General features: G+C 68.8%; 11 protein-coding genes and 2 pseudogenes. 8 read left to right on the forward strand and 5 right to left on the reverse strand.

The genetic code is table 11. The features are described from left to right. Window positions 1-321 precede the first annotated feature (321 nt). The 3 genes from ACZ3TI_RS39800 to ACZ3TI_RS39810 all read left to right on the forward strand — a co-directional run bounded on the left by ACZ3TI_RS39800 (window position 322) and on the right by ACZ3TI_RS39810 (window position 3,376). Window positions 322-678, forward strand: coding sequence for a PRC-barrel domain-containing protein (locus ACZ3TI_RS39800; RefSeq protein WP_465735317.1), 357 nt, complete (start codon window positions 322-324; stop codon window positions 676-678). Between the two features lie 31 nt (window positions 679-709). Further along, window positions 710-877, forward strand: a complete 168-nt coding sequence (locus tag ACZ3TI_RS39805) for a hypothetical protein (RefSeq protein ID WP_465735319.1) — start codon at window positions 710-712, stop codon at window positions 875-877. 630 nt (window positions 878-1,507) lie between these two features. After that, window positions 1,508-3,376, forward strand: coding sequence for an APC family permease (locus ACZ3TI_RS39810; protein WP_465735333.1), 1,869 nt, complete (start codon window positions 1,508-1,510; stop codon window positions 3,374-3,376). A gap of 425 nt (window positions 3,377-3,801) precedes the next feature. On the opposite strand, the gene ACZ3TI_RS39815 is transcribed toward ACZ3TI_RS39810, so the two are convergent. The 5 genes from ACZ3TI_RS39815 to ACZ3TI_RS39835 form a co-directional block, all read right to left on the reverse strand. Next, window positions 3,802-4,854 (reverse strand): HTTM domain-containing protein, encoded by a 1,053-nt coding sequence (locus ACZ3TI_RS39815; protein ID WP_465735335.1) that lies wholly within the window; start codon window positions 4,852-4,854, stop codon window positions 3,802-3,804. Window positions 4,855-4,924: 70 nt separating this feature from the next. Further along, window positions 4,925-5,671 (reverse strand): DUF5819 family protein, encoded by a 747-nt coding sequence (locus tag ACZ3TI_RS39820; RefSeq protein WP_465735321.1) that lies wholly within the window; start codon window positions 5,669-5,671, stop codon window positions 4,925-4,927. 240 nt (window positions 5,672-5,911) lie between these two features. Then, window positions 5,912-7,069, reverse strand: a complete 1,158-nt coding sequence (locus ACZ3TI_RS39825) for an ice-binding family protein (protein ID WP_465735323.1) — start codon at window positions 7,067-7,069, stop codon at window positions 5,912-5,914. 969 nt (window positions 7,070-8,038) lie between these two features. After that, the gene (locus tag ACZ3TI_RS39830) at window positions 8,039-9,718 is read right to left on the reverse strand and encodes a serine/threonine-protein kinase (protein WP_465735325.1); all 1,680 of its coding nucleotides are present in this window, start codon (window positions 9,716-9,718) and stop codon (window positions 8,039-8,041) included. A gap of 67 nt (window positions 9,719-9,785) precedes the next feature. Continuing rightward, window positions 9,786-11,495 carry an alpha/beta hydrolase gene (locus ACZ3TI_RS39835; protein ID WP_465735327.1) on the reverse strand — a complete coding sequence of 570 codons (1,710 nt, stop codon included), beginning with the start codon at window positions 11,493-11,495 and terminating at the stop codon, window positions 9,786-9,788. Between the two features lie 175 nt (window positions 11,496-11,670). Here ACZ3TI_RS39835 and ACZ3TI_RS39840 point away from each other — a divergent pair, with 175 nt between their 5' ends. The 5 genes and pseudogenes from ACZ3TI_RS39840 to ACZ3TI_RS39860 form a co-directional block, all read left to right on the forward strand. Then, entirely contained in the window at window positions 11,671-12,012 is a 342-nt protein-coding gene (locus tag ACZ3TI_RS39840) for a winged helix-turn-helix domain-containing protein (protein ID WP_465735329.1), read from the forward strand. Between the two features lie 230 nt (window positions 12,013-12,242). After that, window positions 12,243-12,452 (forward strand): annotated as a pseudogene (locus ACZ3TI_RS39845) (amino acid permease); the annotation flags it as partial. A gap of 237 nt (window positions 12,453-12,689) precedes the next feature. Next, window positions 12,690-12,899, forward strand: coding sequence for a hypothetical protein (locus ACZ3TI_RS39850; RefSeq protein WP_396245695.1), 210 nt, complete (start codon window positions 12,690-12,692; stop codon window positions 12,897-12,899). A gap of 101 nt (window positions 12,900-13,000) precedes the next feature. Next, a pseudogene (locus ACZ3TI_RS39855) lies at window positions 13,001-13,219 on the forward strand (SpoIIE family protein phosphatase); the annotation flags it as partial. A gap of 156 nt (window positions 13,220-13,375) precedes the next feature. Beyond that, window positions 13,376-13,660 (forward strand): DUF5994 family protein (locus tag ACZ3TI_RS39860; RefSeq protein WP_465735331.1); only part of this gene is annotated, 285 nt, incomplete at its 3' end.

Here is a 13,660-nt window from a genome sequence, read left to right on the forward strand (position 1 = left end):
GTGGCTCCAGGTCGCGGGCACCTACCTGCGAAGCGGCTCCGAGTACTGACGGCGATCCGCTCCGGGCGAACCGCAGACCGTCGGCGGCGGTTGCCTCGGTCGCCCGGGGGTGCGCGGACCGGCCTCCGTGCCGGAACCGGACGACTGGGAGGACCAGTGCGACGGCCAGTACGACGATGCCGATGAACAGAAGGTAGAGCAGCCCTTGCCGACGACGCCGACCAGCCCGAGCACGATCGCCACGATGATCAGGAGAGCACGAGTACCACGTCGGCCTCCTTCAAGGTCTGTCCGCAGGCCCACCGACATCGGAGGTTGCTGATGTTCGAAGCGGCTGACATCCGGGAATGGCGCGGCCGCGACGTGGTGGATGCCGACCGCCACAAGATCGGCACCCTGGAGTCCGTCTACGTCGACACCGCGACGGATCGACCCGCGTTCGCCACCGTCACGATCGGGCTGCCCACACGCCGCCGCCTGGTCTTCGTTCCTCTCGCCGACGCGCGGGTCGGCCCGGGATATCTGCAGGTCGTCTGGCCCAGGAGCCAGGTCAAGAAGGCGCCGGCGATCGGCACCGACGGCGTACTGCCGGCCGAGGACGAGGCGGCGATCTTCGCCCACTACGAACTGGACTACGCGCCGGGCGCGGGCGGTGAACGCCGCCTGGCACGCCGATAGGACCCGCCCACGCACCGCAAGGAGACCGAAGATGGCACTGGTGCTGTTCCTGATCATCGTGGCGATCGTGCTCGGAATCGTCGGCGTGGTCACCCACGGCCTGATCTACCTGCTGTTCATCGGCATCGCCGTACTCGTCATCGCCGTGGTCATCTCCGCCGCCCGGTTCCGGCACGGCGGTCGCTCCTCCAACCGCTGAGACCCGCCGGCAGTCTGCCGATCAGTACGGGGAACCGCTTCGCAAGCAGGTGCCTGCGACGTGCCGGGTCGGGGCCGCCGGCCCGGAACCGGGTGCCGACGGGCCGCCCCTGCACGAAGGCACCAGGCCGGCCGGTACCCGTGTCCGGAGAGGCGGGGGACACACGCCCCTCCGGTCCGAGCACGAGGCAGCCCAGCGTGCGCCTCGCCCCCGGCGGGGGACCCATGCATAACACTGTGTGCCGTGTCGGATACAGGTCGAGGTGGCAAGGACGGCGTGCAGGAGGGCGGCGCGCCGAGCCCCGACGCCCTGCTGTCGGTGCTCGACGCGGAGCAGCTCGGGGTGTTGCGCCGGGTGGGGCTTGAGTGGGGTCGGGTTGCCGGGGATCCGCAGGCGTGGCGACGTGCGCTGCCGGTGGATCCGGATCTCGGTCGTTATCCCGCTCCTTCGGAGATCCTTCCGGTCCGCTTCGGCCGTTTGGTACGGGTCGCCACGATTGGCGGACGACCGCCTGCGGTTGAGGCGACCGGCGAGGACACACGGACTTCCCGGCTCGGCCGGGCCGGTTCCAGGGTGCGGCACGTGGTGCTCGGGGCTCCGCTGAGGAGCACCGCGATCGCGCACGAGCGGATGCGCAAGCTGGTGGCGTTGCCGGTGCTGTCCGCCGACGCGCTCTCCTCGGTCGCGTACGGACCCGAGGCGATGCTGGCCGTCCTCGTCCTCGCCGGTGCCGCCGGGTTGCGGTACTCGGTGCCGATCGCCGTGACGATCGTGTTCCTGATGCTCGCAGTCGGGGTGTCCTACCGTCAGACGATCCGCGCCTATCCGCACGGCGGTGGTTCGTACATCGTCGCCACCGCCAACCTGGGCCGCGTTCCCGGGCTGGCGGCCGCTGCCGGTCTGATGACCGACTACATCCTCACGGTCGCGGTCTCGATCGCCTCCGGGATGGCGGCGGTCACCTCGGCGATCCCCTCGCTCGAACCCGACATCGTGCCGATCGGCGTCGCCGTGATCGCTGTGCTACTCGCCGGGAACCTCCGCGGTGTGCGGCAGGCGGGTGCGCTGTTCGCCGCACCGACGTACGCCTTCGTCCTCGCGGTCCTGGCACTCGTCGCCGTGGGTCTGTTCGACGCGGCCGGCCGCGGTTTCCACCCGGCGGCGACACCACAGCCGACCGCGACCGAGGGCGTCAGCCTGCTCCTGGTCCTGCGTGCCTTCGCCTCGGGTTCGACGGCGATGACCGGCATCGAGGCGATCTCCAACGCCGTGCCGGCCTTCCAGCCGACCGAGTGGCGCAACGCCCGCACGACACTGACCTGGATGGTCGGCCTGCTCGTCGCGCTGTTCGCGGGCACGATCGCTCTGGTCCATCTCGGCGGCGTCGTGCCCAGTGCGAACGAGACGGTGCTGTCACAGCTCGCCCATCGCACCTTCGGCCCTGGTTTCTTCTACGTCTTCACCCAGGCTGCCACCGCCGCGATCCTGCTCCTCGCGGCCAACACCGCCTACAACGACTTCCCCCGCGTCCTGTTCCTGCTGGCCCGCGACAGCCAGGCACCGCGGATCTTCCTACGACTGGGCGACCGTCTGGCCTTCAGCAACGGGATCATCCTGCTCTCGGTCGCCGCGGCCGCGATCTACGCGGCGTTCGGCGGCAAGACCGGCCCTCTGATCCCGCTCTATGCCGTCGGCGTCTTCCTCGCCTTCACACTGTCGCAGACCGGCATGGTCGTTCACTGGTGGCGCCTGCGCGACCCCCACTGGCGCAAGAGCCTGGCCTTCAACGCCACCGGCGCCCTGCTCTCGGCGGTCGTCCTCATCACCGCCGGCATCACCAAGTTCACCGAGGGCGCCTGGTTCGCCGTGCTCACGGTGGGACTGTTCATCCTGGTGACGACAAGGATCCGGCACCACTACGACACGGTCCGCGCAGCAGTCGCCCTGCACCCCCACGCCGTCGAAGTCCCCAGCCACACCATCACACCGCCGGGCCCGGGGAGTGGCAAACCACGAGCCAGCCGGCCCGAGGCGCCGTCCGAGTCCGAGTCACAGGCGGAGACCGCGGCAGAAGCGGAGAGCGAGGAAACCCCGGAGGAGATCCACCCCCTGTCGATCGTGCCGATCGCCACACTGGACCAGGCCGGCATGCGCGCCCTCGCCTACGCCGCCTCGCTCCAGCAGCCCGTACTCGCGCTCCACATCAGCCCCAGCACGGACGAGGCCCAACGCTTCCGCGAGTACTGGAACCTGTGGGGCGACCACCTACCCCTGAAGATCGTCCTCTCCCCCTACCGTGCGATCGTCGCACCACTGGTCAACTACATCGAGTCGCTGCACCACCAGCGCCCGGACCTCACCCTGACCGTCATCCTCCCGGAGATCGTCGTACGGCACTGGCGCCACCGCCTCCTGCACAACCGGCTCGCGGCCAGGCTACGGAGAGCGCTGCGCCCCCTGCCGAAGGTCGTCGTCACGACCGTCCCGTTCCACGTGTAGGACAGCGGCGCCACCGAGCAACCCGACGTGTCCGACCGCGCACAGTGGCACATCCGTTTCGTCGGGCCACCGGGACGGTTCCTCGGCCGCCCCGGAAAGGCCGATCCTCGGCAAGGGCGGGCGCAACGGATAGTTGGCCCCGGGCCGACGGACTGCTGCGCTGCGAGGACGGCCAGCTGATGCCGCAGCACGAGTATCTCGACGTCCTTGGCCATGGAGGACCGCGCCAGCAGACGCAACCAGCCGAGCAGAACCTGCCACGGTACGGCCTCGATCTGCGGACCGGCCAGCCGGCGGATCCGATCGATCGTGACTTGGCAGAAGCCGCAGTCCCCGTCGTACGCCAGCACCGGTTCTGTGCTGGCGGCCGCGCCGCTCATCTCGTCTCCGTCCACGGCTGGAGCAGTTCCTCGCACATCTTGGCCTCAGCCGGCCGATCCGGGCTGCGCCGGTACGACTGGGCTCTCCCTCCTGGACGGTTCCCCTGCTCCCGCGCCAGCTGCCCGTTGAAAGGTGCGCCGCCACAGTTGTCCCAGGAATGTGTAGAAGCGGTCCGGCAGGAATACGGCATCAGCGACGATCATGGCTCCGGAGAAGAGCGGAAGTCCCATCAGAACGGCGATGCCCACGTGCATCCCGAGCAGCATTGTCAGGACGATGTACTTCAGCCTGCCGAACAGCACGAACGGGAAGGCCACCTGCAACAGCACCGTCATGTAGGTGGTGACGGCGATCAGGATGGGGTGGCTGTCCACCATGAGTGACAACGCGGGCCAGGGCCGGAACAGGTCGAGGTTCATGACGTAGTGGAGGGCAGTCCCGTTTTCCCAGGAGCCGCCCTGCGCCTTGTACAAGCCTGCGGATCCGTAGACGATGCAGACCTGAGCCGCGATGACGACCATGGCACAGTTGTGCAGCACAGTGCTCAATAGCTTGCGTGTGACGCTGAGTTGAAACCGGAAGCTGGGCGTTCTCGGACCTGCCACCGAGTGCCCTGCCTTGCTTGGGGCCGCGAGGCGGGTCCTCCGCGCGTCGAGGGACCAGCGGCGGCCGCAAGCAGTCAAGGAGAGGTACATGGCCATGAGGAGGATGAGGTTGTCTCCCCCGTCCGTCATGAAGATGGCCCGCGCATGGAACGAGGTCACCACGACCGCGAACAGGATCGACACCATCCTGGTTCGCCAGCCCAGGGCGAACAGTACGGACGTGACGACAGCCATCGCATAGCAGATCTCGAAGTACGCCTGACTGTCAGACAGGGTAAGAATGCTGAACCAGCCGGTCTGATCGAACAGTTGCCTCGCCAGGGCGGGCGTCCACGGCGAACCAGGACCCCAGATCTCGTCGCGGTGCGGGAACTCCCTCAGCAGGAAGGCCAGGTAGAGCAGGCCGTACCCGATGCGCAGCACTGCCGCCGCGTACAGGGACATCGGTCGATCGGTCACGGCGCTGCTGAGCGCGCCGATTCGGCGGAACATCCGTTGGCTGTCTGCGTCACCGTTCGGCAGGGCCGTGTGGCGCGGAGGGAGCGTCGGAACTGGAGCCTGCTCAGTTTCCATTGGATTCCACCTTCCACCAGGGCAGATACCTGGTGTCGACCGAGGCTGGTGCAGCCGGGCGCGGACCGCCCGGCGTGGTGGGCGCCGCGATAGGTGTAGTAATCACCCGCAACTGGACGGCCTCATACGTAACGTTCTGATGGACGGCGAGTCGCTCCACCGCAATATTGCGAAGGTACGTCCGCAACATCACAGCCCGCTCGGAGTGAGGCTGGTCGTCGCTTCCATACGCTTCGAGATAAGCGATCCAGGATCGACGCAGCATGTTCTGCGTTGTATGACTCGGGAAGACGTTGTGCTCGACGTCGGAGTCGTCGACGGCGGTCAGGTCGAACCAGTCACTGACCTCACGGTTACCATCCGCTGAGGTCCGCTCGGTTCTCACGGAAATCTGCCGGGTCACGGACTCCGGGTCCGGTGCGAACAGCCGCCAGTTCTGCTCGAACAACGGGAAGATCCACGCATTGAGCTGCCTGTCGTAGTACTGGGACAGTTGGTTCGAGGGAGCTACATACAGAAATACCAGAAACACGTGGACGAGGGACGTTGCCAGGCACAGAGCCACAGCGATGACCGCGGCCGCCCCCAACGGGCGCGACAGTCCTGACAGGCCGGCAAGCTGCTCGCCGGGCTCCGTGACGGACGGCTGGGCGCCCTGCACTGCGTCAACGGGAATGCCATCGTCGGCCGGTTGGCGGCCCGCTTGTTTCGTCTTCACGGACTCTGTGCCGCCCATCGCACGACTGGTCCCCGTCCTTACCACTGTGCCGGCTCCCTCGACTCTGCATGCCTTGAACGTCTTGGGGCGCGCGACAGGATCCATAACGGTCCGCCGCGCGCCACCAGTCCTGCGTTCCTCAAGTGGGCGGGCGCCTCGGGGCAGCCCCTGAGGGCCGGACGCCCGAACCGCATTCACGCGCGAGGGCCTCTGCTCATGGCCCGCCTGTCGTGATGCCCACCTGGCTTTCTGAATCAGCTACGAGTTCATGGGCTCGCCCCACTTGTCGTCGCACGGAGAACACCCGTGCTCGCCGTGCTCGCCATGGTCGCCATGGTCGCCGTGCTCGCCATGGTCGCCGTGCTCGCCATGGTCGCCGTGCTCGCCGTGCTCGCCATGGTCGCCGTGCTCGCCGTGCTCGCCGTGCTCGCCGTGCTCGCCATGGTCACCGTGCTCGCCGTGGTTCCCGCCCGTGGTAGCGCCGGTGATGCCACCCGTCGTGGTACCACCAGTGGTGTTGCCGGCGACCGCGCCACCCAGGAGGCCGCTTGTCGTGCCACCAGTTGTCAGCACACCGCCGAGCACACCGCCCAGGAGACCGCCCGTGGTGCTGCCAGTGGTACCGGCAGTTGTACCGCCAGCGGTAGTACCGGCAGTTGTACCGCCAGTGGTGGTCGCTGGGCAGCTGGGCAGGGTGATCCGGTTGGTGTCCAGCGTCACGGAGCCGTTGCGGGCCAGCGCGCGGCCGTCGATGCTCGCGCTGGTGTTAAGCCCGATCGAGGTCAGTGCCAGGATGTTGCCCACGAAGGTGGTGCTGGTGCCCAGCGTGGCAGAACTTCCGATCTGCCAGTAGACGTTGCACGGCGCAGCACCGTTGATCAGGAGCACACGGCTGGCGGATGCCGTCGTCAGGGTCGATCCGACCTGGAAGACCCAGACGGCGTTGGGGTTGCCCTGCGCGTCAAGCGTGAGGGTGCCCGTGAGGCCGATGGAAGACGAGGCGGTATAGACACCCGGAACAAGCGTCAGGCCACCGAGGTCTCCAGGGGAGGTGAGGGTGACATTCGTGGCCTGGCTCGCGGCGTTGTTGTACGCCGTGGTCAGATCGTTCTGGGCCTGAAGCGCGACCGCATCCGCCTGGTGAGTGGCCCCGCTCACCAGGCCAGGCGGAAACCCGGTGATTGACGAACCCGGGCTCACTCCGAGGTCTCCGGTGATGGCGGAGGGACCGGTGTTGGTGACGGACTGGCCGCCCAGAACCGCGAAGCTGCTCGCCGTCCCCAAGGGAACGGCCGTGGCAATGGCATGAGCCGGCAGCAGCGATGTCGTGATTGCGGCAGCGACGATGAACACGACCGTCGCGACCCAAGTCGAAATTGCGCGCCAGTTAAGCACGCCAGAGATGTTCAGTGTCATCTAAAGGCCTATTTCTTTGAGGAAATATGGCAGGTTCGCGATCGTCGATCTCCGACGACCTGACACCCCCTTTCCGTTGCAGGAATCGTAGATTTCGACGACCCATCCCTCATTCTCCCAGGGAAGAGGTTCGACTTTATATTAGCCGACATCAAAGATCTGCAAGCGATCCATACGGGTGATTTCCGAATGAATTGCCACTTATGATCACATAATCAAATAGATATGCTTGGCGATCGCCCTCCGTCCAGTTACACCGAGTCGACAACGACCTGGGGCGCGTATTTGATTCACCCTCGTGGCGGGTCCTGGTCTGGGTGCGGGCCCACCACGACGCCGCCGGGATGCACCTCGACTCCGACACCATGAACGCCCTGGAGAAGGCCGCCGACGAGGCGGAGAAGGCCGGGCAAAGGGGGAGGCCGGAAGGACAAGGCGGGCAGGATGTCCCAGACAACCCGGAACGGGAAGAACGGCGCCGTATCCGGCGTCGGCGCAAGCTCCGGCTGAAGGCCGCCCTGCTCGCGTTCTCAAGGCGCGACAGCAGCTCAGCGAGCACTCCCAGCCTCCGGTGATCGCACGGTGGTCGCACCAAAACGATCACTCGACAGAACTGTGGGCGAGGATCCAGACTCATAAATCGGGACAAATCTGCGCGGATCAGTCGCCGGCAAGGAAGATCACGCATGACGGCGGTCAACTCGTTGGTGGCAGGTCACCCATTCGGGAGAGCCGGGCTCATCCGGCCGCGAAGCACCACGCTTGACCATCCGGCCCCAACTCCAGGCCGGCTAAGGCGAGTTGTCCGGCACCGCTCGCCATCAGGCGACGTTCCCAGGCCGATCAGGGCGCGACCACCATGCGACCACCACCCCGCGACACGCACAAAGAGGCGCTTCCATCATTCCGATGGACACCCGCCGCGTTCGCGGCTCATGCTCCGGTGACGGCCGCCGGATGGAGCGGAGGTCAACTGTCGCTGCGGTAATGGTCCATCGAGACCTTCACCGGGCCGTTGCCGGTCACGGAGATGACCCGCACGATCGCTATGGCGTGAGTGCTTCTCGATCGCACGCAGAAGGCTCGGCCGGCCGGCAGGTCACTGAAGTCGAGGGCCGTCGCCGGATGCCGGTCGATGGCCGTCGAGCAATCGGCCGGGGTTGGCCGCCCGCTGGGGGTGATGGCGGCGTCGCTTCCCGTCGGGATCAGGAACTCCTTGGCGTTGTGCCCTACGGACCACTCGGTGGACAGCGCGGGGATCAACTTGCCGGTCTCGATGTCGAAGTCGTAGGAGTCGTCGGGTGCGGTCATGACCGTGCCGGTGTACGCAGCGGTGTACGTGGCCGGGCTCGCCGGGTCGATCGGCGTCGGGCCGTCGGCCGCCGGTGCCGGTGTGTCCGGGCCGGTGTCACCGGCCGTCGGGCTGTCGCCGGTCCATCCCGTGGCTGCGAGGATCCGGTCGAGCTTGTCGGACAGGAGCACTCCGCCGATCGTGCCGCCGAGAGCCACCACCAGTGCCGTTAGCAGCAGCCCCGTCGTCCAGGTCGGGCCGTTGCGGCGGGGCTTGCCCACCGCGGGTACCGCAGGGGCGCCAACGGTCGGCAGTGGGGACGGTGGCAAGGCGGTCGGCGTCTCGGGCAGGGGCTGTGGAGCTCCGTAGGAGCCGGGCGGGGCCTGGACGGCAACGACGTGGGGAAAGATCGCGGTGGGCAGGTCCTGCGGCAGGTCGGAGCGGCGGGTGATGACGGTGCTGATCTGAGTGGGCAGCCAGTCGTCGGCGAAGCGCAGCCCGCCGCCTGCGGCGGGGTGGTTGCGGGCGGCCTCGATGATCTCGGCAGGGGTGGGCCGCTCCTCGGGCTGCTTGGCCAGACAGCGCAGCAGCAGCGCGTGCAGGTTGCCCGGGACACGGCCGAGATCCGGCTGCTCGTTCACCACCCGGTACAGCACCGTGGTCTCCGGTCCCTCGCCGAACGGCTGGGTGCCGCCGGCGGTGTACGCCGCCAGCGAGCCCAGCGCGAAGACGTCCGTCGCGGGCGTGGCCGGCCGGCCAAGGGCCTGCTCGGGCGCCATGAAGGCGGGCGAACCGATCCGGAAACCGGTGCCGGTCAGCGCGACGGCGTCGGCCGCGCGGGCGATGCCGAAGTCGATCACGCGCGGACCGTCGGCCGCGAGCAGCACGTTGGCGGGTTTGAGATCCCGGTGCACCACCGCGGCGCCGTGGATCGCCTGCAGCGCCTCCGCGATCCCGCCTACCAACAGCAGGACCGTGCGCACCGGTAGCGCACCGTGTTCCCGGACCACCTGCTGCAGCGACGGGCCCGGAACGTACGCGGTGGCCAGCCAGGGCACGTCGTCGTCCGCGCCGGAGTCGATCACCTGGGCGGTGTACAGCCCATGGATCCGCCGGGCGTTGGTGACCTCCTGTGCGAAGCGCCACCGGAACTCCGTGTCCTGCGCGAACTCCGGCCGGACCGTCTTGAGGGCCACCGGCCGTCCACCGGGTGTGTAGGACAGGTAGACGCGCCCCATGCCGCCTGCTCCGAGCCGGGCGTGCAGCCGGTAGCCGCCTACTTCGGCCGGATCGTCGGGCTGCAGGGGCTGGTAAAGCGTTGACGCGGGCAAGGAGTCCAGGGACATGTCGATGGGCATGTGGAAGGTCTCCAGTGGTGCGAGCTGTGAGCGGGGGCGAGGGTGGCGCGACGGGAGTGCCGGCCGTTCAGCAGGCCGTCCCGCTCGGGACCGGCTTGAGGTCGATGAGGTAGGCGTCCACGGCGTCGTTGACGCAGGCGTTGCTGCGGCCGTAGGCGGTGTGACCGGTCCCCTTGAAGGTGAGCAGCATGCCGCCGGGCAGTTGGTCGGCGAGGCCCTGCGACCACTGGTAGGGCGTGGCCGGGTCGCCGGTGGTGCCGACGACCAGGGCCGGGGGCAGGCCCTTGGCGTTCACGCGGTGCGGCTGCTGCTGTCCGGTCGGCCAGTCCTTACAGGTGAGTTCGGCGAGCACGGCGGATGTGCCGAAGACTCCGGCCTCCTGGTCGGCGCGCTCCAGCAGCTCCCAGTAGGGCGGTGGGTCCCTCGGGTGTGGCTGGTCGAGGCAGTTGACGGCGGTGATGGCGACGGAGGAGTTGTCGGGCCCCTGCTCGCCGGAGCTGCCCGGGTCGGAGCTGTCGTCCTGGGCGGGCTGGGCGGATATGCCGGGGCTGGCGATCTCGGCGAGCTTCGTCCCGTCACCGCCCCGCGCGGCGCGCAACGCCTTCGATAGCTCCTGCCACTGGGACTCGGGTGAGTACATCGACTTGGTGAGGGCGGCGAGCAGCATGTTCTGGTCGAGCCGCTCGGTGGTGCCCTTGATACGCAGCGGGTGCTTGGCCGTCCGCCGGTGCAGGTCGGTGATCACCTTGTGGATGCCGTCCGGGGTGGTGGCGGGGCAGGCGTCGTGAACCACGGTGACGCACTTCTGAGCGTAGTCGTCCACCGACTTCCGGAAGGCTTTGCCCTGCTGGAGGGCGGCCGCGGACCAGTCGAGTGAGGGGTCGACCGCGCCATCGAGGACGAGTGCGCGGACCCGTTGCGGGAACAGTTCGCCGTAGACGGTGCCGAGGTAGGTGCCGTAGGACCAGCCGAGGTAGCTGAGCTTCTCGTCGCCGAGAGCCGCGCGCAGCACGTCCAGGTCGCGGGCCGCGTCCAGTGTCCCGACGTGCGGCAGGATGGCTCCGCTGCGGGCCTTGCAGGAGGCTGCCTGCTTCTCGGCGTCCGCGAGCGCGGCGCTGCGTTCGGCGGCGGTCTTCGGATACGCACTCGTCGAGGCGGAGTCGGATTCGGGCTGGTCCTGGTCGGCGGAGTCGGAGGAGCCGCAGTCGATGGCCGGCTTGCTGCCGGCCACGCCCCGCGGGTCGAAACTGACGATGTCGAAGCGGGCGCGCGCCCGTTCGCTGAAGGAGGAGAGACCGCCGGACTTCAGTTGCCCGACCCCGGATTCGCCCGGTCCGCCGGGGTTGAAGACCAGGGAGCCCACGCGCCGGGCGGGGTCCGCCGTGACGGACCTGGCCAGCGGCAGGGTGAAGGTCTGGCCGGTCTCCGGGTGCGCGTAGTCCACCGGGACGGTCAACGTGGCGCACTGCAGCTCGCCGCACGTGGTCCAGGTCGGCTTCTGCCGGTAGAAGGTCTGCAAAGCGCTCTGCTGCGCGGAATCGGTCGGCGCCGTGCCGGCGCCCTCCGCAGCCGTGTCCCCGTACGCCGGGATGCATCCGGCAAGTGCCGTGACGCCGAGTGCGGCCAGGGCCAGGATCAGGCCGGCACGCTTGCTCGTCGGGTGCTTCATGGGAGTGCTCCAGAGGGACTTGGCAGGGTTGTTGCGCACGGCGCCCACGGTGATCAGCGGCACCGGCACCACCTCGGCGGCCCGGGGCGGCTGGGCCGAGGGCTCCATCCGCCGGGCCGGTGGCGGTCCCCGGGCGCGTGGGGGATCGCGCCCGGGGGTGTCTCACGGCGCCGCGTGCCGGTCCGCCCACGTATCTCCCGGGCGAACGGCCGCGCTGCTCGGCTCCTGCCGGTTCGCTCCGCTGTGACCTCACAGATGATTGCCGAGCGAAGCTGAGGATTTGATGAGGGCGGCCCGGGTGCACAGCCTGTGCCGACGGGCGGCCACCGTCCGGCCCGCGGTGCAGCGGTTCGCCGACCTGGAGATCGACACCGCCCGCCGCCAGGTGCACCGGGACGGCGTGCTGCTGATGCTGACCCGCAAGGAGTTCGCCGTATTGGAGTTGCTCGCGGCCCGGGCGGACCAGGCCGTACCCCGCGCCGACCTGATCGAGAAATGCTGGGACGAGATGACCGAGCCGAACTCCAACGTCGTCGAGGTGCGGTCTCCCAGCTGCGCCGCGACGAGCACCGCACCGCCGCGCTCGAACGGACCGTGCGCCTGGCGTCCCGGATGGGCGACCTGATCGACGGCCTGCTCACCCGGGCCCGGCTGATGGCCGGTGTCGGCACCCTGGCCGGCCAGCCGCTACGCCTGGACCAGCTCGTCGAGGTGGTCGTCGACGACATCGAAACCGGCGAGCACCACGTGAGCGTCCACACCGAACCGGTCGTCGTGGTCGCCGATCCCGACCTGCTCCGGCGGGCGGTGGCCAACCTGCTCGGCAACGCGCTCCTCCACGGCCGTCGTCCTCTCCCCTATCGCGCGATCGTCGCACCGCTGGTCAACTACATCGAGTCGCTGCACCACCAGCGCCCGGACCTCACCCTGACCGTCATCCTCCCGGAGATCGTCGTACGGCACTGGCGCCACCGCCTCCTGCACAACCGGCTCGCGGCCAGGCCACGGAGAGCGCTGCGCCCCCTGCCGAAGGTCGTCGTCACGACCGTCCCGTTCCACGTGTAGGACAGCGGCGGCACCGAGCAACCCGACGTGTCCGACCGCGCACAGCGGCACATCCGTTTCGTCGGGCCACCGGGACGGTTCCTCGGCCGCCCCGGAAAGGCCGACCCTCGGCAAGGGCGGGCGCAACGGATAGTTGGCCCCGGGCCGACCAGGGCACGGAGGAGGAGTCCAGGCCCCTTGGGCGGGCATGACGGGGCTCCGGTGGTGGGACCGGGCTCAAACCTGGACAATTTGGTCATGGCAAGCCTTGAGGCGAACCCCGGAACAGTGCATCTGGCCCATGGGGCGGGATACGTCAGCCCCGGCGTTGCGCTCGGCGAGTCGGTCGGGGGCATCATTCGTATCGACGAGCACGGATGGGTGCACGTTACTCAGAAGGACGGATCTCGGGTGTCGTTCCCGCCGCATGCTGTGGAACGCATCGACTGGGGCGAGGACGCTTCCTAGACACGAGGCTCCGAGTCTTGCCGCGGGCAGAGCACGGCCGCCCCGTCGCACGCGAAGGCGCCAGGGGTGAGCGGCCCTCGCGCGGCGCCGGACGGCGGCACGGTGACCGGCTCCTGTGCTTCACCGACGGCCTGGTCGAGGAGCGCGAGGCCGGCGGGGAGCAGTTCGGGGAGGAACAGTTCATCGACTGGGTCAACCGCGTCGAGCGATCGCAGGACGGGGTACGGGCCGTGGTGCGCGCGCTTTCCCACGTCCTGAAGGAGAAACGGGGCGGTCGTACGAGCGACGACGCGACCCTGTTCCTGATCGAGTGGCGCTGAGACGCCCGAACCCCCGCCGCGGCTCACCAGAGCGGCCGGATCGGTCTGGCACGGGCGGAGTACCGTGGAGATGTCGGGGCAGCCCGAGCGGCCGCGCCCTGAGGGTCGGCCCTCGCTCAGCGGGCTCGGCCCGCGTCCACGGACAGGTGGCGAGCCATGTCGGACGAAACCGGTGCCACGCTCCCGGGACTTCTGCCGGACCGGTTCCAGCAGGCCGCGAAGCCGGGGACAGCCCTGCTGCGCCTGGAGACCACCCGGTCACGCGAAGGTGCGCTCGACGGCGCGTGGTGGCCGCGTTCACGGGACATCAGCGCCGAACTTCCCGGCCTGGTCAGGGCGTTGACCGAACACCTCGGCCCCGTCGCGAGCGTCGGCCTGGACACGGAAGCCTGGGACGACGTCCCGGCCCGCCTGGTCGTCGACGGCCGGTCGGTGCACATC

Source organism: Kitasatospora sp. NPDC023120 (assembly GCF_055560835.1).